Annotated in this window: 16 protein-coding genes, 3 rRNA genes and 1 pseudogene; 2 read left to right on the top strand and 18 right to left on the bottom strand. The window is 56.2% G+C overall.

Translation table 11 applies throughout. The features are described from left to right. The first annotated feature begins 3 nt into the window (after positions 1-3). Positions 4-480 carry a DUF2975 domain-containing protein gene (locus tag AC1Z3F_RS02890; protein WP_483566526.1) on the top strand — a complete coding sequence of 159 codons (477 nt, stop codon included), beginning with the start codon at positions 4-6 and terminating at the stop codon, positions 478-480. Continuing rightward, positions 480-692 (top strand): helix-turn-helix domain-containing protein, encoded by a 213-nt coding sequence (locus AC1Z3F_RS02885; RefSeq protein WP_131087713.1) that lies wholly within the window; start codon positions 480-482, stop codon positions 690-692. The genes AC1Z3F_RS02890 and AC1Z3F_RS02885 overlap by 1 nt, the downstream gene beginning before the upstream one ends. Positions 693-720: 28 nt before the next feature. Here the strand turns inward: AC1Z3F_RS02885 and AC1Z3F_RS02880 are convergent, their stop codons facing one another. The 18 genes and pseudogenes from AC1Z3F_RS02880 to AC1Z3F_RS02795 form a co-directional block, all read right to left on the bottom strand. Continuing rightward, positions 721-1,227: an 8-oxo-dGTP diphosphatase gene (locus AC1Z3F_RS02880; RefSeq protein WP_483566525.1), complete on the bottom strand. Its 507-nt coding sequence runs from the start codon at positions 1,225-1,227 to the stop codon at positions 721-723. 2 nt (positions 1,228-1,229) lie between these two features. Beyond that, positions 1,230-2,153, bottom strand: a complete 924-nt coding sequence (xerD, locus tag AC1Z3F_RS02875; RefSeq protein ID WP_131087711.1) for a site-specific tyrosine recombinase XerD — start codon at positions 2,151-2,153, stop codon at positions 1,230-1,232. Beyond that, positions 2,150-2,794, bottom strand: a complete 645-nt coding sequence (locus AC1Z3F_RS02870; RefSeq protein WP_262198062.1) for an NUDIX domain-containing protein — start codon at positions 2,792-2,794, stop codon at positions 2,150-2,152. The genes xerD and AC1Z3F_RS02870 overlap by 4 nt, the downstream gene beginning before the upstream one ends. 119 nt (positions 2,795-2,913) lie before the next feature. After that, a complete protein-coding gene (locus AC1Z3F_RS02865) occupies positions 2,914-4,590 on the bottom strand; it encodes a CTP synthase (RefSeq protein ID WP_131089738.1) in 1,677 nt (558 codons plus the stop codon). A 122-nt stretch (positions 4,591-4,712) separates the two neighbouring features. Next, the gene (recN, locus tag AC1Z3F_RS02860; protein WP_131087709.1) at positions 4,713-6,455 is read right to left on the bottom strand and encodes a DNA repair protein RecN; all 1,743 of its coding nucleotides are present in this window, start codon (positions 6,453-6,455) and stop codon (positions 4,713-4,715) included. 116 nt (positions 6,456-6,571) lie between these two features. Next, the gene (locus AC1Z3F_RS02855; RefSeq protein ID WP_131087708.1) at positions 6,572-7,600 is read right to left on the bottom strand and encodes an NAD kinase; all 1,029 of its coding nucleotides are present in this window, start codon (positions 7,598-7,600) and stop codon (positions 6,572-6,574) included. A 74-nt stretch (positions 7,601-7,674) separates the two neighbouring features. Next, positions 7,675-8,463 carry a TlyA family RNA methyltransferase gene (locus tag AC1Z3F_RS02850; RefSeq protein ID WP_131087707.1) on the bottom strand — a complete coding sequence of 263 codons (789 nt, stop codon included), beginning with the start codon at positions 8,461-8,463 and terminating at the stop codon, positions 7,675-7,677. After that, positions 8,460-8,633: a hypothetical protein gene (locus tag AC1Z3F_RS02845; RefSeq protein ID WP_165477242.1), complete on the bottom strand. Its 174-nt coding sequence runs from the start codon at positions 8,631-8,633 to the stop codon at positions 8,460-8,462. Before AC1Z3F_RS02845 ends, AC1Z3F_RS02850 begins: the two co-directional genes overlap by 4 nt. Positions 8,634-8,635: 2 nt before the next feature. Beyond that, a complete protein-coding gene (locus tag AC1Z3F_RS02840; protein WP_131087706.1) occupies positions 8,636-9,643 on the bottom strand; it encodes an HAD-IIA family hydrolase in 1,008 nt (335 codons plus the stop codon). A 49-nt stretch (positions 9,644-9,692) separates the two neighbouring features. After that, the gene (locus tag AC1Z3F_RS02835; protein WP_207306443.1) at positions 9,693-10,478 is read right to left on the bottom strand and encodes a tetratricopeptide repeat protein; all 786 of its coding nucleotides are present in this window, start codon (positions 10,476-10,478) and stop codon (positions 9,693-9,695) included. Between the two features lie 168 nt (positions 10,479-10,646). Beyond that, positions 10,647-11,999, bottom strand: a pseudogene (locus AC1Z3F_RS02830) (hypothetical protein); the annotation flags it as partial. 528 nt (positions 12,000-12,527) lie between these two features. Next, a 5S ribosomal RNA gene (gene rrf, locus AC1Z3F_RS02825) occupies positions 12,528-12,644 on the bottom strand. A gap of 165 nt (positions 12,645-12,809) precedes the next feature. Next, positions 12,810-15,945 (bottom strand): 23S ribosomal RNA (locus AC1Z3F_RS02820). 329 nt (positions 15,946-16,274) lie between these two features. Further along, a complete protein-coding gene (locus AC1Z3F_RS02815; protein WP_262198064.1) occupies positions 16,275-16,601 on the bottom strand; it encodes a hypothetical protein in 327 nt (108 codons plus the stop codon). A gap of 20 nt (positions 16,602-16,621) precedes the next feature. After that, positions 16,622-18,147, bottom strand: a 16S ribosomal RNA gene (locus AC1Z3F_RS02810). The 16S, 23S and 5S rRNA genes sit together here, the layout of an rRNA operon. 523 nt (positions 18,148-18,670) lie before the next feature. Continuing rightward, positions 18,671-19,990 (bottom strand): tyrosine--tRNA ligase, encoded by a 1,320-nt coding sequence (gene tyrS / locus AC1Z3F_RS02805; RefSeq protein WP_131089879.1) that lies wholly within the window; start codon positions 19,988-19,990, stop codon positions 18,671-18,673. A gap of 189 nt (positions 19,991-20,179) precedes the next feature. Beyond that, on the bottom strand, positions 20,180-22,429 hold the full coding sequence (locus AC1Z3F_RS02800) for a HelD family protein (protein WP_483566524.1): 2,250 nt from the start codon (positions 22,427-22,429) through the stop codon (positions 20,180-20,182). 202 nt (positions 22,430-22,631) lie between these two features. Continuing rightward, on the bottom strand, positions 22,632-23,165 hold the full coding sequence (locus AC1Z3F_RS02795) for an adenine phosphoribosyltransferase (RefSeq protein ID WP_483566523.1): 534 nt from the start codon (positions 23,163-23,165) through the stop codon (positions 22,632-22,634). Between the last annotated feature and the right edge of the window lie 56 nt (positions 23,166-23,221).

Genomic DNA, 23,221 nt, shown 5'->3' with positions numbered 1-23,221 from the left:
GGCATGGGCAAACTCAGCATTCTCTGCCTTAAGATCATTCTGGCCATCGCTACCGCCGGCGCGCTCTTTGTGCAATTTGGCATGATCCCTATGATCATCTTCAACGACTCCCCCGGAACCGGAGCCGAACGCCTAGTCAGCGGATCATTTCTGGCCTACTTGTTCATTGCCGGGCTCATCATCGAAGCCTGCGTCTACTGTGTGTGGAAGCTCGCCACTCGGGTGAGACGCGGAACCGTGTTTGATCCGGCCTCGCTACGCTCCGTTTCACCGATCATCTTCGCATTTGTTATTGGTGCGCTGGCCACATTCACCCTGGCGGCAATTTTTGCCAGCAGTTCAGAAATCGCACCAGGCATCGTGCTTCTGATCGGTGGCGCTGGGGTTCTTATGATCGGCATCAGCTTCATCGTTCTCGTTCTGCGCCACCTTCTGGAACAGGCCGCGCAGCTGCGCACGGAACTCGGCGAGGTCATCTAATGGGGATTCGAGTAGATATCGACGTCATGTTGGCCAAGCGGAAGATGGCCGTGGGTGAGCTATCGGAGAAAATCGGCATTACCCCAGCCAATCTTGCAGTGCTCAAAAACGGTCGAGCCAAAGCAGTGCGATTCACCACCCTTGAAGCGCTCTGCCGAGAACTAGCGTGCCAGCCTGGCGATCTGCTGGTCTTCGAACCTGACGAGGATTAGCCACTAAGACACGGTCCCACGTGGCAGGCTAAGTCCAAGGCTCAATGTGGATACTTTGTACCGATGCATTATCCGCAGCCAGCACAATCGTCGCAGTAAACTTCTCCCCGGCGACCAACTTTGGTAACCAGAAAGGCGAGTCCTGCCACATGTGTTCAATGGGAAGGCGTTGTGGATCCACCCAGAGTGGCTGAAGTTCATCGCTAACTAATGCTTCTCCCGACGCACGGCGGGTGACGAATGTAGTGCAGTGCATATTCGCAGATTCAAGGGCGCTGAATCTGAAGTTGATCTGAGCTGACAACTCTAAATCGTCGGACACAACCTCAAGTCCAGTTTCTTCGCGAAACTCACGAATCGCGGCATCCACACAGCTCTCGCCTGCCTCAACTTTTCCGCCGGGAAGCACGATCTTTCCTTGGCCAAACCCGCGCAGCTTGCGTCCCAACAGAACGTGAACTCGGCCCTCGCGCTCATCGGTCAGGGCAACCAGCGCTATTTGCCGAGCAGAATTGGACGCCAGACTATTCGGCATTTTTAGTTCACCCTCGGGTGAGCCAGTTGGTAGGCCTCACGCAAGGAATCAACGCTCACCTTGGTATAGATCTGCGTTGTTGTCACCGAAGCGTGACCAAGAAGCTCTTGGACCACCCTTACGTCAGCTCCACCTTCTAAGAGGTGCGTAGCAAAGGAATGGCGCATCGTATGCGGAGATACGTCACCGGTGATGCCGGCCCGCTGCGCTGCTTTGCTAAGTAAGAGCCACACTGATTGGCGGGAGAGTCTGCCGCCGCGCTGGTTCAAAAACAGCGCCGGAGTTCCTTTGCCCTTGGCTGCCAGCCCCGGGCGCGAACGCACCAGGTAGTCACTGACGGCTCGCTGGGCATATCCGCCTACTGGCACGATCCGCTCCTTTGAGCCCTTACCAAAAAGCCTCACGACCGCATCATCGGCGAAGTGCAGATCGTCAACATCCAGATCAACAACTTCAGAAATTCGTGCTCCGGTGGCGTATAGGAATTCAAGAATCGCCCGATCGCGAAGTCCGGCTGGAGTTTCGGTATTGATCGAGTCAAGCAATTTGGTGACTTGAGAGATGGAAATTGCCTTCGGTAGCGACGCACCGATGGTGGGCGGTTGAATTTCGCGTGCTGGATTGGGCGCGCAAATCCCTTCTAGCTCCCAGTACTTATGAACCTGCCGGATCGCCACTGCATGTCTGGCCACCGATCGCGCACCCAAAGCCTGATGCTCTTCATCGCCTCGGGACAGCTCCTGCAGATAACCGCTAATCGTAGCTTCGGTGATGTCCTGCGGATCGAGGACCCCATAGGAGCACAGTGCGGCCGTATAGCGGTTAAGGTCCCGGCGATAAGAGTCGAGCGTGTTTTCGGCCAGACCTCGCTCGATTGCTAAGTGCTGCAGGTAACGGTTTACAGCACGCTCAAACTTTCCGCTCATCCCTGGCGCAGGTATGGATGCACATCGAATGGTTCGTTAGCGTCTCGCAGGTTCGCATAGTTGTCTGCGCGGGCCGCTTGCGCCGCCAAAATTGCGATCATCGCCGTCGGATTGTGGATCTTGCCCGACAATACTGCTGCCACAGCATCCTGCAGTGGCACCCAGGCGCTGATCATCTCGGCTTCTTCTTCAGTTCGTAGGTGACGCTGATCTTCGGGGGCGAGCTTTGGCTCACGAGCCAAATACACGCGTACTGCTTCGGCTGAGGATCCAGGGCTGAGGAACACGTCGGTCAGAATGGACCATTGCTCTGCCGTTCGATCGGCTTCTTCCCAGAGCTCACGTTTGGCGCCATCTAGTGGGAGTTCCCCTTCGACGTCCAATAGACCTGCCGGGATCTCCCATAAACGCATTCCGACTGGGTGACGGTACTGATTGATCATCAGCACTCGTTCTTCTTCGTCCATCACCAGTACGCTCACCGCTCCTGGGTGATCGATGTAGTCGCGTTCGATGGTTCCGCCGGTTTCAGACAGCTTTACCGAATCGTGAATCACGTTCCAGATTCGGCCTTGATATAGGGTTTCTCGGGCCAATAGTTCGCGCGGAGAAAATTCATCAGAAATCGGAGGCGTCTGCACCGGGTTCGTCCTTCGGTCGGTAATTGCTGGACTGCATTCTCCAGCTTAAACAGCAACGCGCCGGTCAAGAGTGACCGGCGCGCATTTGTCTGCAGAGTTTTCACCCCGCAAGAGAACTACTAGCTACGCTGCGACAGAGCAGCCTCAACCAGACCCGCAAACATTGGGTGTGGTCGGGTTGGACGGCTGGAAAGCTCTGGGTGAGCCTGCGTGGAGACGTAGTAAGGGTGTACGTCCTTTGGCAGTTCAACAAACTCGACCAAGCTGCCATCAGGTGAGGTTCCGGAGAAGACCAGACCTGCTTCTTCAAGCTGCGCGCGGTAAGCGTTGTTAACTTCGTAACGGTGACGATGGCGCTCGGCGACATCGGTCTTGCCATAGGTTTCGGCCAGTACGGAACCTTCAGCCAACTTTGCCTCATAGAGACCCAGTCGCATGGTGCCGCCAAGATCGCCCTTGCCATCAACAATTGCCAGCTGTTCTTCCATAGTTGCAATAACTGGGGTGCTGGTTTCTGGATCAAACTCGGTGGACGAGGCCCCTTCAAGTCCTGCGACGTTACGCGCATACTCGATGACCATCGACTGCAGACCAAGGCATAGGCCCAAGGTTGGCAGCTTATTTTCACGAGCAAAGCGCAGGGCGCCAAGCTTGCCTTCAAGTCCGCGGATGCCGAAGCCACCAGGAACGCAAATTGCTTCTACCCCGGCTAGTGCCTTGGCAGCACCGGCCTCGGTGGCGCAATCATCTGCAGGTACCCAACGGATGTTGACCTTGGCATTGTTAGCGAATCCGCCGGCACGCAAAGCTTCCGTTACCGAAAGGTAAGCATCTGGAAGGTCGATGTACTTGCCGACCAAGGCTACGGTCAGTTCGGTGCTTGGGTTGTGTACGACGTCAAGCAGACGATCCCACGAGGTCCAGTCAACGTCGCGGAACTTCATTTCCAGAGTCTGAACGATGTATGCGTCCAAGCCCTGTGCGTGAATGACCTTAGGGATGTCGTAGATGCTTGGCGCATCTGCACAGTTGATGACCGCCTCGGTATCAACGTCGCAGGTACGTCCCAACTTCGCACGCATCTCAGCAGGAATTGGACGATCCGAACGGATCACCAAGGAGTCTGGCTGAATACCAATTGAACGCAAAGCAGCAACTGAGTGCTGGGTTGGCTTAGTCTTCAGTTCGTGGCTAGGACCGATGAACGGCACCAATGAGACGTGAACGAAGAACGCGTTCTTGCGGCCAATGTCCTGGCGGACCTGACGCGCGGCTTCAAGGAATGGCTGAGATTCGATGTCACCAACGGTGCCACCAATTTCAGTGATGATTACGTCAGGAGCCGACTTACCCTCGATCGGGTCAGTAGCTGCCAAGCGCATACGGCGCTTGATTTCATCGGTAATGTGAGGGATGACCTGGACGGTATCGCCCAAGTATTCACCACGGCGTTCACGTTCGAGAACGGTGGAGTAAACCTGACCGGTAGTTACGTTAGCAGTTCCTGGAAGGTTTTCATCCAAGAAGCGTTCGTAGTGTCCGATATCCAGATCGGTTTCAGCGCCATCGTCAGTAACGAAGACTTCACCGTGCTGGAATGGGTTCATGGTACCTGGATCGACGTTCAGGTACGGGTCGAGCTTCTGCATGGTCACTGAGAGACCACGAGCCCGAAGTAGGTGACCAAGGCTGGATGCCGTCAATCCCTTACCAAGGGAAGAGGCCACACCGCCGGTGACGAAGATATGCTTTGTCGTTTCAGACGACCGAGAATCACGAGTTGAATTACGCTGCATCACGGGATTTCATCCTATCACCATTCCAATATTTCGCATCCTTCTAAAACTCTAGTGCACCATCACGCGATGCCATAGCAACGCCGTAAAACAGGGCTTCACCAAGACTTTTAGCCAAATATTTACTTAGCAGTGGTGAGCGATGACACTAGAAGCTGCGCTTCCGACAGCAATTCTTCTGCGTGGGCCTGCGCCGTGTCTGATTCTTCTTGCCCTGCCAACATGCGCGCCAATTCTTTAACACGCGCGTCCTGATCAAGACTGATAACGTCGCTGGCGGTGTACCCGGAACCGGCCTTCGCCTTGGTATCGGAGTTCTTGATAACGCGAATATGCCGATCCGCATAAGCAGCAACCTGCGGCAGGTGCGTCACGACGATAACCTGCACGTGCCTTGCGAGCATCGCCAGTCGCTCACCAATGGCCACAGCAGCCTTGCCGCCTACGCCTTGGTCGACTTCATCAAAGACGAATGTGGGCACTGGGTCTACGGCAGCAAGCACGACCTCAATGGCCAGCATGACGCGTGAGAGCTCACCGCCACTGGCACCCTTGCCCAATGGTCGAGCAGACGCACCAGCGTGTGGGGCCAGGAGCATCGAGATTCCGTCCTGTCCGAACGCCCCCGGCTCATCCAATTCAGTAACTTCGATGACGAGCTTTGCATCAGGCATGGCCAACGCTTTGAGTTCCGCGGAGACCTGGCTCGAAAGCTTCTTGGCGGCTTTTCGGCGGGACTCGGAAAGCTCGGAGGCCAAAGAAGCGACACGATGCTCTAGCTCCACCACTTCACTTTCCAGCTCTTCGATGCGTGAGTCATCGCCCCCGAGCTGTTCCAGTCGAGTGCGAGCCTCGACAGCCCAGCTGATGACCTCATCGATGCTCGGCGCGTATTTACGCATGAGCTTGTTCAGATCCGCACGTCGCGCCTCGATCTGTGCAAGACGCTCCGGTCCTTCCTCATCCAGGTCGGCTACGTAGGCAGCGAGGTCACTGGATAATTCGGAAGCGAGGATGCCAAGTTCCGCCGCCCGTTCAACAAAGGAAGCTAACACTGGATCATCGTCGCTGGCCTGGGCGAGCACTCCCCTAGCCGTCTCAGCCAGCGTGGTCACCCCAGGGTTTTCAAAGTCCTCGGAGTCAATAACGGTCTGCGCTTGCTGGCTGGCCGAACGCAAGGACTCAACGTTGCCCAATTTCATCGACTGCTCGCGCAAGGTTTCATCTTCGCCCGGCTGCGGGTCCAACTCGTCAATCTCCACCAAGGCCAGTCTGAGGTTTTCCGCTTCGCGCACTCGATTGCGCGATTCCGTCTTCAGATTTGCTAGTTCTTTGGTGACCGCGCGCCATTGGCGGTAGGAACGTTGATAGTTGCTCAAGGTCCGAGCTAGGGATTGGCCGGCAAAACGATCCAGTGCATCGCGTTGTGCAACCGGCTCTTTGAGGCGAATCTGGTCAGATTGGCCGTGCACCGCTACGAGGTCATGCCCCAACTCCGCGAGTAGCCCAACCGGCGCGCTACGTCCGCCAATGGTGGCACGCGAGCGTCCCTGCGCGGAAAGCGAGCGCGAAATCAACAGCTCACTTTGCTCACCGGCGGGCTCGATGAATGCACCTGCTTGGCCGGCGGCGTCAAGAACGTGATGATCCGGCGGAAGGTGAACGACAGCTTCGGCCAGAGCGTGCTTTGCACCGTTGCGCACAGCTCCGGCATCTGCACGACGCCCTAGCAGTAAGGACAGGGCAGTAATCACCATGGTCTTGCCGGCACCGGTTTCACCGGTGACAACAGTCAGCCCCGGCCCCAGTGGCAGGGTCGCCTCGGTAATCACACCAAGGTTGGAGATCTGGATTTCCTGAATCATTGCCTACTCCCGAAGGTCGCGTTCAAGTCGTACCGTGCGAACTTAGTATATGTGTTCTAATCACGATTTTCGCAACTATGTTCGAGAGTGTGGAAAAGTTTTTTGCCTTTGCGCGGTTAGTCGCCGTTCGTTTCAGGCCGAGCCACCATCGGAATTCCGGGCTCATCACGATAGTGCGGTTCAATACTCTGCACCCCAGAGCCAATCACCGGCAGCGACGAGGTCGCAGGTCGGCGCGATTGCTCATCAGCTGGACCTCGCCAACCGGCGATCGGCAGCTCAAACTTGTTAACTAGTCGCTCGGAGAAGGGAGTGGTGTTCAGTCGAGCCAGGTAGACCGGGCAATCGCTACGGGTTACTTCTACTCGAGCTCCGGGCGGAAGTTCGATCGTGCGTCGTCCGTCGCACCAGAGCACCGCACCGGCGTCTGTGCGGGTCAGCATTTCCACTGCCATCACCGAATCTGGGGAAACCACCAGTGGCTTGGCAAACAGCGCGTGGGCAGAAATTGGCACCATGATCAGCGCTGCTACATCTGGCCAGACCACTGGGCCGCCGGCGGAGAATGAATAGGCGGTGGAGCCAGTAGGGGTTGCCATGACGACGCCGTCGCAGCCAAAGGTTGAAATGGGTCGGCCGTCAACCTCGATCACGACTTCGACCATGCGTTCCCGATTGGCTTTCTCCACTGCCGCTTCGTTCAGCGCCCAGGTTTGTGCCAGGCAGACGTTGTCGAGCCAGACTTTCACGTCGATGGTCATGCGTTCTTCGACCGTGTAGGCCTGATTGACTAGGGCATCAACCGTCGCGGCCAGTTCGGTGCGCTCGGCCTCCGCAAGGAAACCCACGTGCCCGAGGTTTACGCCCACCAACGGCAGTGGTGCTTGGCGAACCAACTCGGCTGCACGCAGTACCGATCCGTCTCCGCCCAAAACCACCCCAAGATCAACATCTTCGATCTGGCAATCTTCACCAAGGATCTCGATGGGTTCGATGATGGACCCGACTGCGTCGATCATCGCTCCGTAGTCTTTGCGGCGCATAACGCTCATCGCGCCGGCGGAGGCAAGTAGCGAGCAAGTTTCAATGGCTGCGGCAACCGCTTCTTGGCGTCCGGTATGAGTGAAGACTAGGATTCGACGCAAGGCGGGCGGCCCCTCTCAGGATCGTGAGACGCAAAATGACCGTGGCGTTCGACCCCGGCTAATGCACTTCACTTCTAAGAATAGTCAACGTTGTGCCAGATCGGCGGAACATCGGGTGCCTGTACGTCTTCTTCGGCTACAAGCCAAAGGAAGAACTCAATGTTGCCGTCTCGACCAGGAAGCGGACTGCGTGCCAAACCGCGCAAGTTCAGCCCTGCTGTCTTCGCGCTGGCGATCACCGCTTCAACCGCTGACTGGCGTAGCTGCGGATCGCTGATCACACCCGTGCGGTTTTGCAGCTCACGACCTACTTCGAATTGCGGTTTAACCATAAGGACCAACGAGCCGCCAGGCTGGGTCGCCCCGGCCAAGGCATCAACGACCAGTCGCAAGGATATAAAGGACAAGTCGGCTACTACGAGGTCGACAACTCCCCCGATATCTTCGGGAGTCAGGTACCTTGCATTCAGACCTTCGTGCACCGAGACGCGTGGGTCTTCGCGGATCTCGGTGACCAACTGATCATGGCCAACATCCGCTGCGACCACATGCTTTGCCCCGCGGCGCAACAGTACGTCGGTGAATCCACCGGTTGAGGCGCCAGCATCTAGGCAGCGCAACCCCTCGGGATTAATAGTCGTAAATACATCTAGTGCGCCGGCGAGTTTATACCCTGCGCGCGAGACGTACTCTTCACCGTCGGTAGGTACCAACGTTAGTTCGTCGGTGTCCGACACCTTTTTGGAAGCCTTGGTCACCGGCTCACCGGCCAGTAGTACACGGCCTTCTGCCAATAGTTTGCCAGCTTCGGTGCGCGAACGTGCTAGTCCGCGGGTGAGAAGTTCTTGGTCTACCCGATTCATCGGCCCTGCTCCGTTCGATTGAGCTCCTGCTGTAAACCATTGAGCAGGTGCTCGTAGATCCCAGCGTGCTCGGTAATGTCATGATCTGCCAAGGAGGAAAGTACCTGCTCGACCTGTGAATCGTTAACGCCATGCGGGCCGGGGGCCGGCTGCGAATTGTGTGGCAGCACCTTTAGCTCCGAACCCGGCGCAGGGTATCGAGCCCACGCTCGGTGAAGCGAATTTCTGGTTCTTCGTGACCAGCTTGGCGTGGGTGGGCCAACCACCAAGCGTGGCAGGCTGCGCGCCATGCGTTCAGATCTGATTCGCTGCCGGCAACTTCGATGGCCCCAGCATCAATCTTGGCCACCGCGTCGCCTACCTGTACTCCGTAGCCAAGAACCTTGATGGTTGGGTACGGGCGGTACAGATCGGCCAGCGTATTAATAAGGTAGTTTGGACGCTGATCCATGGGGGCACCAAGCGCGGTGCGCGGGGAATCAACGCCGGTCAGGACCAACACGGTGGAGAATCCAGCACGGAAACCACCGAGAATATCGGTATCCAATCGGTCACCGACAACCAACGGGCGCTTTGAATCCAAACGGTCCGCAGCCCTAGCAAAGAGGTACGATTCAGGCTTACCAGCCACCTTCGGCTCGCTACCTGTGGCTAGCTTAACCGCGTTGACCAGCGAACCGTTGCCCGGCGCGATACCTTCAGCGCGGGGAATGGTCAGGTCGGTGTTGGTGGCTACCCACATCGCACCGTTGTTAATGGCGTAGGAGGCCTCAGCCAAATTTTTCCACGACAAATCCGGATCGAATCCCTGAATCACCGCAACGGGTTGATCAGCGTGCGATTCGACCACTTCCAGTCCGCGAACGGCAATGCATTCACGCAGGTAGGGGGAACCCACCACCAAAACCTTGGATCCTGGATTTAATTCGCGGGCGAGCATTTCGGCTCCGGCATCAGCGGAACCGAATATCTGCTCGGCGCTCGTCTTAACTCCTAGCTGCCGCAGGTGCGCTGCGACAGACATCGGTGAACGCCCCGCATTGTTGGTAATGAACGCCAAAGTGACGTTCACTTCCGCGAGGGTGTTCAGCGACTGGACCGCATCGTCGATGGCATCAGGGCCAGCGTAGACGACACCGTCAAGGTCGGAGAGGACAGAATCAAATCCAGAGATCAGCATTCGGTGGGGGTTCCTACTACTTGTTGTTTATGACTACTACTGCCACAGCTTACTTGGCGGAGTCGTCTTCAACCTCAGTGGTTTCGACTTCCGTGTCGGACTCGCTAACCTCGGTCAAGCCGTCTTCTTCGTCGATGCCGGTTTCAGCAGCTTCAACTTCGTCAGCTTCTTCGGCTTCGTCAGCGTCTGCTTCTTCAGCTTCGTCAGCATCCTGGTCTTCGTCACCGGATTCGATCAGGTCCTTGGCACGAGGAGTTTCGTCCTCTTCCTCATCCATTTCTGGAGCAAGGTCCATGATGAACGATTCGGTTTCGTGCTCAATGCCCAGAGCGTTCTCGGCCACAACGACCTGCTCGTTCCAACGCTGTGCGTCTTCGGTACGACCGGCAGCCGAAAGCAGATCGGCGTATGCGGTGAACAGACGTGGGCTGAAGGAGAACGCGCGGTTGAAGTTCAGCTGTTCCAAGGATTCCAGCTCAGCCAATGCTTCATCTAGCTTGCCCAAGTCACCGTGAGCGCCAGCCGAAACAATCTGCATCTCAACCTTTACAGCGGCTTCGAGGTTCGCAGATTCTTCAGAGTGAGCCAACTCAATAGCCTTTTCTGGACGACCCAGGGCGCGCAGCGAGTCGGCGATCAGCGGCAGGTTGTAATCCGAACCGGAGATACGACGGTGGGTGCGCAGTTCGCGCAAAGCATCGGCGTATTTGCCGGCGTGGTAAGCAGCAATTCCCACTGCTTCACGCACTACTGCCACGCGGCCACCACGACGGGAAGCTGCCAAGGTGTGCTCGTAAGCCAATTCTGGATCTTCTTCGAGCAAACGGCCAGCCATAACTAGGTGCTTAGCTACCCAGCTTGCAGAACGCTCTTCGAGGTAACGCAGCTGGGCGCGAGCGACGCGGTCCAGCTCTTTACCGGTAACGTCCTCATCGATATCTGGTGACTGGGAGCGGTCTGCACGGTTGGAGATACGAAGATCGCCTGGGTTGTGAGCGCGAACTGCCTCGCCGCGTGGATCTTCGAAACGTGGAGTGCGCGCTGGGCGATCCCCATTCGAACGATCATCCTTGCGGAAGTTGCCACGGTCATCGTTGCGCTTGAAGCCACGATCATCATCACGGCGTTCGCCACGGAATCCACCACGGTTCTCGTCGCGCTTGAATCCACCGCGGTTGTCGTCGCGACGCTCGCCACGGAATCCGCCACGGTTCTCGTCGCGCTTGAAGCCACCGCGATCGTCATTACCCTTGAAACCGCCACGGTTGTCGTCGCGACGCTCGCCACGGAATCCGCCACGGTTCTCGTCGCGCTTGAAGCCACCGCGATCGTCATTACCCTTGAAACCGCCACGGTTGTCGTCGCGATTGAAGCCACCGCGGTTGTCGTCGCGGCGTTCGCCACGGAATCCACCACGGTCATCGTTGCCCTTGAAACCACCGCGGTTATCATCACGCTTGAAACCGCCACGGTCATCATTACGCTTGAAACCACCGCGGTTATCATCACGCTTGAAACCGCCACGGTCATCATTACGCTTGAAACCACCGCGGTTATCATCACGCTTGAAACCGCCACGGTCATCATTACGCTTGAAGCCACCGCGGTTGTCATCGCGACGCTCGCCACGGTCATCATTACGCTTGAAGCCACCGCGGTTGTCATCGCGACGCTCGCCACGGTCATCATTACGCTTGAAGCCACCGCGGTTGTCATCGCGACGCTCGCCACGGAATCCACCACGGTTATCATCGCGCTTGAAACCACCGCGATCGTCATTGCCCTTGAAGCCACCGCGGTTGTCGTCGCGACGCTCGCCACGGAATCCACCACGGTCTTCGTTGCGCTTGAATCCGCCACGATCGTCATTGCCCTTGAAGCCACCACGGTTGTCATCACGCTTGAAACCACCGCGGTTATCATCGCGGCGTTCGCCACGGAAGCCACCGCGATCGTCGTTGCCCTTGAAGCCACCACGGTTGTCATCACGCTTGAAACCACCGCGGTTATCATCGCGGTGTTCGCCACGGAAGCCACCGCGATCGTGGTTGCCCTTGAAACCACCGCGGTTATCATCGCGGCGTTCGCCACGGAAGCCACCGCGATCGTCGTTGCCCTTGAAACCACCGCGGTTATCATCGCGGCGTTCGCCACGGAAGCCACCGCGATCGTCGTTGCCCTTGAAGCCACCGCGGTTATCATCGCGGCGTTCGCCACGGTTATCATCGTTGCGCTTGAAACCACCACGATCATCACGACGTTTGAATCCGTCGTTACCTGAATTGTTGCGGTTTGAATCTGAGTTCCGGAAGTCGCCTCGTCCGGTGTCGGAATTACGGCGGAATTCGTTAGACATTTAATGTCCCCTTCAGCGGCAATCTCGATACCGCAACCTTCGTGATCGCTCACACGATGCACTTCACTATTAATTAATCAGCGTGCTCTATAGGCACGAACAACTAAATTCCAGTCTACGGGAGTATGGACTCACACAATAGAGAAAGAGTGCCATTGTGGTAAGACACTCAGTGGAAAGCAACATACCGAGTACGAAAGTTCTTCGTTCCGGCCGGTTCAACACCAAAAGTCGGATAATCACCTCCGGAGAACGCAGCTTGAACGCTACAGGAAAGTACAGGAGATCGTTCCAGGCACTTGGTGAAATCCAGCAAACACCGATGTCCCACGGTTGTAGGCCCATAAGCCGGCACCTGCCACCAGTTCTTTAAACAGGAAAAAAGGGGGTCGAGCTTCAGCTCAACCCCCTACCAACCAGCAATCAGCGGCCGACAATCAGCAACCAACCCACCGTTGGTGGTTAAACAGGTGAGGCCCCAACCAAAAGGTTAGGGCCTCAAACCAACATTCATCTTTATTAAGTTAAGTCCGGCGGTGACCTACTCTCCCACACCCTCACGAGTGCAGTACCATCGGCGCAGTGGGCCTTAGCTTCCGGGTTCGGTATGGGACCGGGCGTTTCCCCCACGCTATGACCGCCGTAACAATCACGAAGCACACAAACCAATTTTCTGGTGTTGTATGAAACGATGCGACAAAAACTACTTGTCAAGTCTCATGTTTAGTTTCGGTTGTCGAGTTGTTGTCTCGTAACCGCATAGTGAACGCGAACAGCAATGATCTTATTAGTCATTATTGTATATATTGTGTGTTGAAAGTCATCGGCCTATTAGTACAGGTCAGCTACACAAGTCTTTAGTCCTTGCTTCCACATCCTGCCTATCAACCCAGTGGTCTAGCTGGGGGCCTCACACACTCAAGGTGCATGGAAATCTCATCTCGAAGCAGGCTTCCCGCTTAGATGCTTTCAGCGGTTATCCCTTCCCAACGTAGCTAATCAGCGATGCACTTGGCAGTACAACTGACACACCAGAGGTTAGTCCGTCCCGGTCCTCTCGTACTAAGGACAGCCCTTCTCAAATTTCCAACGCGCGCAGCGGATAGGGACCGAACTGTCTCACGACGTTCTAAACCCAGCTCGCGTACCGCTTTAATGGGCGAACAGCCCAACCCTTGGGACCTACTCCAGCCCCAGGATGCGACGAGCCGACATCGAGGTGCCAAACCATGCCGTCGATATGGACTCTTGGGCAAGATCAGCCTGTTATCCCCGAGGTACCTTTTATCCGTTGAGCGACGGCCCTTCCACGAGGTGCCGCCGGATCACTAGTCCCGACTTTCGTCCCTGCTCGAGCTGTCACTCTCACAGTCAAGCTCCCTTGTGCACTTACACTCGACACCTGATTGCCAACCAGGCTGAGGGAACCTTTGGGCGCCTCCGTTACATTTTAGGAGGCAACCGCCCCAGTTAAACTACCCATCAGGCACTGTCCCTGAACCAGATCATGGTCCGAAGTTAGGTGACCGGTACAGCCAGAGTGGTATTTCAACGATGACTCCACCTGAACTAGCGTCCAAGCTTCACAGTCTCCCACCTATCCTACACAAGCTGCACCGAACACCAATACCAAACTATAGTAAAGGTCTCGGGGTCTTTCCGTCCTGCTGCGCGTAACGAGCATCTTTACTCGTACTGCAATTTCGCCGAGTTCATGGTTGAGACAGCGGGGAAGTCGTTACTCCATTCGTGCAGGTCGGAACTTACCCGACAAGGAATTTCGCTACCTTAGGATGGTTATAGTTACCACCGCCGTTTACTGGGGCTTAAATTCTCAGCTTCGCAACAAGTTGCTAACCGGTCCTCTTAACCTTCCAGCACCGGGCAGGAGTCAGTCCGTATACATCGTCTTGCGACTTCGCACGGACCTGTGTTTTTAGTAAACAGTCGCTTCCCCCTGGTCTCTGCGGCCCACACCCGCTCACAACTGCAAGAGCTGATCACGGGGCAGGCCCCCCTTCTTCCGAAGTTACGGGGGCATTTTGCCGAGTTCCTTAACCATGATTCTCTCGATCGCCTTAGTATTCTCTACCTGATCACCTGTGTCGGTTTGGGGTACGGGCGGCTGGGACCTCGCGCCGATGCTTTTCTAGGCAGCATAGGATCACCGAATCACCCACCAAAGTGGGCGCCTATCAGGTCTCAGACATCATGAACCGCGGATTTACCTACGACTCGTCCTACACCCTTGGACCAGGTCAATTCCATTGCCTGGCTCGGCTACCTTCCTGCGTCACACCTGTTAATACGCTGACCTCACTGCATCGGTTCCCACCACATCAACCAACAAAAACACCCGAAGGCATCAACAATTGGAATCCATCATGGTTAGCATCAACAGCTCAGTATGGGCGGTCCTTCGCCGGTACGGGAATATCAACCCGTTATCCATCGACTACGCCTGTCGGCCTCGCCTTAGGCCCCGACTAACCCAGGGCAGATTAGCTTAACCCTGGAACCCTTGATCATTCGGCGGACGGGTTTCTCACCCGTCATTCGCTACTCATGCCTGCATTCTCACTCGTATAGCGTCCACCGCTGGTTTACACCGCGACTTCACCCGCTATACGACGCTCCCCTACCCATCCAAACGCCCAATCCGAAGACCAAGCAAATATTTGAATGACGCAACTTCGGCGGTGTGCTTGAGCCCCGCTACATTATCGGCGCGGAATCACTTGACCAGTGAGCTATTACGCACTCTTTCAAGGGTGGCTGCTTCTAAGCCAACCTCCTGGTTGTCAAAGCAACTCCACATCCTTTCCCACTTAGCACACGCTTAGGGGCCTTAGTTGGCGTTCTGGGCTGTTTCCCTCTCGACTATGAAGCTTATCCCCCACAGTCTCACTGCTACGCTCTCACTTACCGGCATTCGGAGTTTGGCTAACGTCAGTAACCTTGTAGGGCCCATTAGCTATCCAGTAGCTCTACCTCCGGTAAGAAACACGTAACGCTGCACCTAAATGCATTTCGGGGAGAACCAGCTATCACGAAGTTTGATTGGCCTTTCACCCCTACCCACAGCTCATCCCCTCCATTTTCAACTGAAGTGGGTTCGGTCCTCCACACGCTCTTACACGCGCTTCAACCTGGCCATGGGTAGATCACTTCGCTTCGGGTCTAGATCACGCCACTCAAACGCCCTATTCAGACTCGCTTTCGCTACGGCTTCCCCACACGGGTTAACCTCGCGACGTAACACTAACTCGCAGGCTCATTCTTCAAAAGGCACGCCATCACCCAGGAACAAGTCCCAGGCTCTAACGGATTGTAAGCGCACGGTTTCAGGTACTATTTCACTCCCCTCCCGGGGTACTTTTCACCATTCCCTCACGGTACTGATTCACTATCGGTCATCAAGTAGTATTCAGGCTTACCAGGTGGTCCTGGCAGATTCACACAAGGTTTCACGGGCCCCGTGCTACTCGGGTATCAACACTAGAACGGCAGACACGCATTACACCTACGGGACTATCACCCTCTATGGTCCGGCATTCCAACCGATTCACCTATACGCCTGCACCTCATCCCACCAGCAAGATAGCGCTGGTACATGTCAACCCCACAACCCCGATGATGCAACGCCTATCCGCTATCACACACCAACCGGTTTAGCCCCATCCGCGTTCGCTCGCCACTACTAACGGAATCACTATTGTTTTCTCTTCCTGCGGGTACTGAGATGTTTCACTTCCCCGCGTTCCCTCCACACAGCCTATACATTCAGCTGCAGGTCACACCACATAACATGGTGCGGGGTTCCCCCATTCGGAAATCCTGGTCTCAACGTCCGGTTATCGACTCCACCAGGCTTATCGCAGATTCCCACGTCCTTCATCGGCTCTTGATGCCAAGGCATCCACCGTGCGCCCTTAAAAACTTCAACACAAAACAAAGTTCTCAGAATTGAGCAATAAAACAATCTAACAAAATCACACAGACAAGACTCAAACACCCCACAACCCAAGGAAAAAGGGTCATAAGACTCATCTCATCTGCAAGATGCTCGCGTTCACTATACAGTTCCCAAACAACAACCCCACACCCCCACAAACACACCCACCAACAACAACCCAAAAGGACCATTGCTCGTACCGAGCATGCCTGCAGCAAACACAGGACAAACACCGAAACACCAAGAACCCCGCCACCCAAGAAGACAATCAACCAACCATCACAACACCAACCCCAAAAGGCCAGCACCGCAACACTTGATCAAATCATCCACCAGGGACGGAGGCTTGTTGCCTCAAAACCCAACAGCATGCCAAACCATACAAACCACACACCATCAACACCCACATTCCAACACCACCACCACACACCAACAAACCCACCCAAAAGGACGGATTCATTCATGTGAAGTAACAATGCGTACTCGCAAGCACCAACACCATACAGCCACAGCCAATACCCCGACACACACCCCAACCACTCATAATGAGGACCAGCGTGCACACGTTTTCCAGTATTGAGTTCATTGATATTCCACCCATGAGCAACCCACCCGTACAACACTCGTGCACAGACATGGGCAACCATAATAATGGTTAGCTCCTTAGAAAGGAGGTGATCCAGCCGCACCTTCCGGTACGGCTACCTTGTTACGACTTAGTCCCAATCGCCAGTCCCACCTTCGACGACTCCCCCCACACAAGGTGGTTAGGCCATCGGCTTCGGGTGTTACCAACTTTCGTGACTTGACGGGCGGTGTGTACAAGGCCCGGGAACGTATTCACCGCAGCGTTGCTGATCTGCGATTACTAGCGACTCCGACTTCATGGGGTCGAGTTGCAGACCCCAATCCGAACTGAGACCGGCTTTTAGGGATTAGCTCCACCTCACAGTATCGCAACCCATTGTACCGGCCATTGTAGCATGCGTGAAGCCCAAGACATAAGGGGCATGATGATTTGACGTCATCCCCACCTTCCTCCGAGTTGACCCCGGCAGTCTCCCATGAGTCCCCACCACTACGTGCTGGCAACATGGAACGAGGGTTGCGCTCGTTGCGGGACTTAACCCAACATCTCACGACACGAGCTGACGACAACCATGCACCACCTGTGAACCAGCCCCGAAGGGAAACCCCATCTCTGAGGCGGTCTGGCACATGTCAAGCCTTGGTAAGGTTCTTCGCGTTGCATCGAATTAATCCGCATGCTCCGCCGCTTGTGCGGGCCCCCGTCAATTCCTTTGAGTTTTAGCCTTGCGGCCGTACTCCCCAGGCGGGGCACTTAATGCGTTAGCTACGGCGCGGAAAACGTGGAATGTCCCCCACACCTAGTGCCCAACGTTTACGGCATGGACTACCAGGGTATCTAATCCTGTTCGCTCCCCATGCTTTCGCTCCTCAGCGTCAGTAAATGCCCAGAGACCTGCCTTCGCCATCGGTGTTCCTCCTGATATCTGCGCATTTCACCGCTACACCAGGAATTCCAGTCTCCCCTACATCACTCTAGTCTGCCCGTACCCACCGCAGATCCGAGGTTGAGCCTCGGACTTTCACGGCAGACGCGACAAACCGCCTACGAGCTCTTTACGCCCAATAAATCCGGATAACGCTTGCGCCCTACGTATTACCGCGGCTGCTGGCACGTAGTTAGCCGGCGCTTCTTCTGCAGGTACCGTCACTTTCGCTTCTTCCCTACTGAAAGAGGTTTACAACCCGAAGGCCGTCATCCCTCACGCGGCGTCGCTGCATCAGGCTTTCGCCCATTGTGCAATATTCCCCACTGCTGCCTCCCGTAGGAGTCTGGGCCGTGTCTCAGTCCCAGTGTGGCCGGTCACCCTCTCAGGCCGGCTACCCGTCGTCGCCTTGGTGAGCCATTACCTCACCAACAAGCTGATAGGCCGCGAGTCCATCCCCCACCGATAAATCTTTCAACAACCCACCATGCGGTAAGAAGTCATATCCGGTATTAGACCCAGTTTCCCGGGCTTATCCCAAAGTCGGGGGCAGGTTACTCACGTGTTACTCACCCGTTCGCCACTAATCACCCGTGCAAGCACGGGGTCATCGTTCGACTTGCATGTGTTAAGCACGCCGCCAGCGTTCATCCTGAGCCAGGATCAAACTCTCCATAAAAAAATAAAAAGCCATCAGCAACCCCTCGGAAAATAAGGGCGAAACCAATGAAGTCCTGGCGAATAAAAAACACTCAAGAACATCACACGGGGGTGCAATGCCTCAAGCAAATGTTATGTATTCACCAAATAAAATAAATATTCGGTATCAACAAACTTGGCACACTATTGAGTTCTCAAACAACAAACACTCTCGACACCACAACCACCATTTCTCAGTGACTGCTTCGCTCCGGAGCAACTTTTCAAGCTTACCACCGCGTCAACCAAAGTCAACTCGATGTTTCCAGCTTGTTTGCCCCACTGTTTCATTCAGGCCTTTTCGGCCCGTCCGGATCAGCGGCGCGAGATAAGACTCTACACGGATTCCCACCCGGCGCAAAATCGGCTTCCGTGTCGTATTTAGTGGCCTATTCCTACTCCGACTAGTGCTTTTAGTATCCATGTACAACAAAACCACCAAAAAAGTGTGCTGCTTCACAACATTTTCTGGTGGTTTCGTGTATTACGGGTCCGGCTGAGGGTTACTTGCTCAGTTCAACAACAGCCATGTTCTTCTTACCGCGGCGCACAATTGCGTAACGACCGTGGAGGAAGTCCGACTCGCTAAGTACGGAGTCGATACCTTCAACCTTTTCGTTATTCACGTAGGCGCCGCCTTCGCTGACAGTGCGTCGAGCCTCCGACTGAGACTTACTCAGTCCCGAAGCAACCAGCACGTTGAGGATGCCAAGATCCTCGGCACGCACCTGGGCAGTTGGGAGTTCTGCGATGACGGATTCAAGCGTTGGCAAATCGATCGCGCTCAGATCGCCATTGCCAAAGACCGCAGCCGAAGCAGCAATAACTTGCTCGGTAGCCTGTTCGCCGTGCACCAAGGAAGTGACTTCCCAAGCAAGGGTGCGCTGGGCAACCCGCTTGAACGGACGCTCGGCGATTTCAACCTCTAGGGCTTCGATCTGCTCGCGAGTTAAGAAGGTGAAGACCTTGAGGCGATTAGCCACATCGGCGTCTGCAGTATTCAACCAGAACTGGTAGAAGGTGTACGGGCTGCACATTTGCGCATCCAGCCAGATGGCATTGCCCTCGGACTTACCGAACTTGGTGCCATCCGAGTTGGTGATCAGCGGAGTGCCGTAGGCGAACGCGGAGTTGCCAGTGACCTTGCGGATGAGCTCGGTGCCGCTGGTGAGGTTGCCCCACTGATCTGAGCCGCCGGTCTGCAAGGTGCAACCGTACTGACGGTTTAGCTCCAGGTAGTCGTAGCCCTGCAGGACCTGGTAGGAGAATTCGGTGTAGCTGATGCCCTCATCGGAGTTCAGGCGTGCGGCCACGATCTCCTTTTTGATCATCGTGCCCACACGGAAGTACTTGCCAACATCGCGTAGGAAGTCCAGGGCCGAGAGTCCGGAGGTCCAATCCAAGTTGTTCACCAGCTGGACCGCGTTATCCCCCTCGTTGGAAAGGAAACGCGATACCTGGGCTTGGAGCTTGGCGACCCATTCGTTCACGGTCTCTTTGGTGTTGAGGGTGCGCTCTGCGGTTTGACGCGGATCGCCGATCAAACCGGTGGAACCACCCACCAAAGCCAGCGGCTTGTGACCCGCGAGTTGCAAACGGCGCATGTTCAGTAGCTGAACCAGGTTGCCCAAGTGCAGGGACGGAGCGGTGGGGTCAAACCCGCAATAGTAGGTCACGGTCTGTTCGGACAGGGCACGCTCCAGCTCGGTTTCGTCGGTGGATACGTGCACTAGGCCGCGCCACTTCAGTTCCTGCCAGACGTTCTGGAAAGATGCATCATTCTTCTGTCCGGCAATCACCGGATTCTGCTTAGTTTCAGACATGCTCTCTGTGACCAATTTTCGCTCTTCGTTCTGCCCCTAGTACGCGTGAATAATTCACGCGCACTTGCTCTCGCGCCGCGGTTGGGGTTGCCCACCGGCGCACAACTTCCAGATTATCGCTTGGCAACACATAAGTGCCAGTTGCCTTGCCCGTCGATAATCAACAATTCGATACTCAACAACTCGCTCCTAGGCGCGCAATCCCTGCGGTAGCTCTTGGCTGTGGACCACGTGCAAGCGTTGGGTGGTACGGGTCATGGCTACATAGAGATCGCCCACGCCACCATCAACTTCCGCGACCAGCTGGGCCGGCTCGAGAATCAACACACCATCAAACTCAAGGCCCTTGGACTCGCGCGCGGTGATCACCACAATGTCTTGGCTCAAACCACCCGAACCGGTTCCCACACGATCGCCATATTTATTGCTGACCGCCTGGCGCATGCGGGCCAAATGCTGTTGTGGAACGATCACGGCCTGCAAGCCGCCAGCCGAATACGTCAACTCCTGCGCCAAGGCCTCAAGGACGGTGGATTCCAGATTTTCCTCGGTGCTTTGTGTGAGCACCGGTGGCCAGTCCCCCTCACGCACGGCTTGCGGGGTGGTGATGCGTAGGCCAGCTGCTTGGGCCACTCGAACTGCCGCGTCCGCGATCTGCGCCGGCGTACGGTAGTTCACGCTCAACTCTTCAAGATTAAAGCGATCTGCGAAGAACGGCTTCAGCGCTTGGGCCCAACTGCTCGCACCGGAAGCAGCTGAAGTTTGCGCAATGTCGCCCACAATGGTGAAGGACTTCATCGGGCATCGACGCACCAACAAACGCCACTGCATGGGCGAAAGTTCCTGCGCCTCATCAACAACAATATGTCCGTAGGCCCAGGTGCGATCGGCCACTGCACGTTCGGCAGCCGAAAGCTTCGATGCGGTTTCTTGGTTGACCCCGGCGACCTGTTCGGCGGTGATCACCCCGTCGATCCCGGCGTTCTCCAACATCGTATGCATATTGGTCAACGCGGCCTTCGCGTTCTCAATATCCGCCTCGTATTGGGCGGTGTGGGCAGCGATATTGGGGTCCGCAAATTCGCCGAGCAGCTGCGCGGCTTCATCAAGCAGCGGCACATCGGCCTCGGTGAAAGGTGAACCGGCCCGACGGTACAGTGCGTCGCGCTCGGCTTCCTTCAAATGCGGTGCGGCGGCTTCTAACAGGTGCGGGTTGGCAAAAAGTTCGCTCACCAGCTGCGAAGGAGTCATCGGCATCCAGCATAGGTTGAGCACAATGCGCACGTCGTAGGCTTCGCGCACTTCCTGCGGCAGGTAGGAACGATCCGTGGTCGAGGACTGACCGGCCGATTCCTCCAGTTTGCGACGCAGCTGCTCCGCGAGATCCCCAACAAGGACCTTGGTGAAAGTTTCGCGCGCCTCGTTGTACGGCTTATGTGTGTGGCGCGCGCGTTCCCGAGCGTTGCGCACCATCTTCGGGGTCAGCGTCAGGCGGGTGCCTTCAACCACCACGGTGCGGTTCTGATCAATGAGGCGCTGACGGTTACGGACCGCGGCGGCGATGACCTTGGCCATGGACAGCTGGCCTTTAAGTCGCGCGACGGTGCGGTTGGTTTCCGGGATCGCATGCAGGCCGTAGTACAGGTCGCCCACTGAGGACATGACCACGCCGGTCTCACCAAGGGAGGGCAGCACACGCTCGATGTAGCGCATGAAGGAATTTGATGGGCCGACGATCAACACACCAGCATTTTTGAGTCGTTCGCGGTATTCGTAGAGCAAAAACGCTGCACGGTGCAGGGCGACCGCGGTTTTACCGGTACCCGGTCCGCCCTGAACTACCACGGCGCCGGGCAGCTGGGCGCGAATGATCGCGTCCTGTTCGGCCTGAATGGTACCGACGATGTCTCCCATGCGACCGGTGCGCTTTTCACGCAGCGCCGCCATCAGCGCACCCTCGCCGTGATGGGTGTGTCCCTCATCCAGCCAGGTTTCATCAAGTACGTCGTCTTCAATCCCTGCGACACCACGGCCCTTGAGCATCAGGTGGCGGCGGCGGCGTACCCCGCGCGGGTTCAGTGCGGTGGCCTGATAAAACGGGGCGGCCTCGGTGGCGCGCCAGTCGATCATCATCCGGTTCAGTTCTTCGTCGGACAGACCGATACGCCCGATGTAGCGCGGTGTTTGTTCGTCGCCGGCCATATCAAGACGGCCAAAGACCAGGCGATCCTGCACGGCGTCTAATTGGGCGATCCGGTCCTCGTACAACGTGGCGAAGGAGTCGCGTTCGGACATATTTTGGAATGTGCCGATGGCGCCCTGGGCTCGGGTGCGTTCAAGCTGCTCAACCTTCTCGGCGCGCAACTCATCAAGTCGCGCATACAGCCGGCCCACATAGTCGGATTCAGCTAACAAGTCGCGTTCGATCGTCTCGGTCAACCTAGTTCCCCTCGCGCTTAAAATCTGCTCCTGCGCAAAAACACAGGACAGATAATGATACGCGCCTAAGGTGGCTCGGAACGAATCCTCGCGGACCCTAGGCGTCATCTACTTAGTGTGTGCACCAACGCGGTTTCCCGGCGCCAAGATCACGCCCGGAATTTGGTGGCTCAGAGCATTGGTAGCCCAGAGCATTGGTAGCTCAGACCAGTTGCAGGCTGCGCACGTCGTAACCGGACAGTTTTTTGCGCCCTGCAAGTTCCTCAAGTTCCAAGATGACGCCGACGCCTGCGACGACGCCTCCGGCACGTTCGATCAATCGGGCCGAGGAACCAACCGTGCCGCCGGTGGCCAGCACGTCGTCCAGCACTAATACTCGGGTGCCCGGTGCGATCTCATCCTTATGGATTTCCAGCGAGGCGGACCCATATTCCAGGGTGTAGTCGTCGCGGAATACCTCACGCGGTAACTTGCCCGCCTTACGAATGGTCAACATGCCCTTGCCCGATGCGTAGGCTGCCGCCGCGGCCAGCACAAAACCACGCGCTTCCAGCCCAGCCACAATGTCGTAGCTGCCAGCGAACGGCGCGATCAGTTCATCAACGAGGCGTCGTAGTCCGATCGGATCGGCAAATACTGGGGTGAGGTCCTTAAAGGAGATACCTGGCTGTGGGTAATCGGGCACTACCGCGCACAGTCGATCCAGCAGGTCTGTAATGCTCTCGTTATTAGTCACGCATAAGATTTTAGTTCCTTGAGCGTGGTACTCCCAACCGGAGCATTTTTCTTGCC

The organism is Glutamicibacter sp. MOO4, from assembly GCF_056934395.1.
This window is presented reverse-complemented; position numbering and strand designations above follow the sequence as displayed.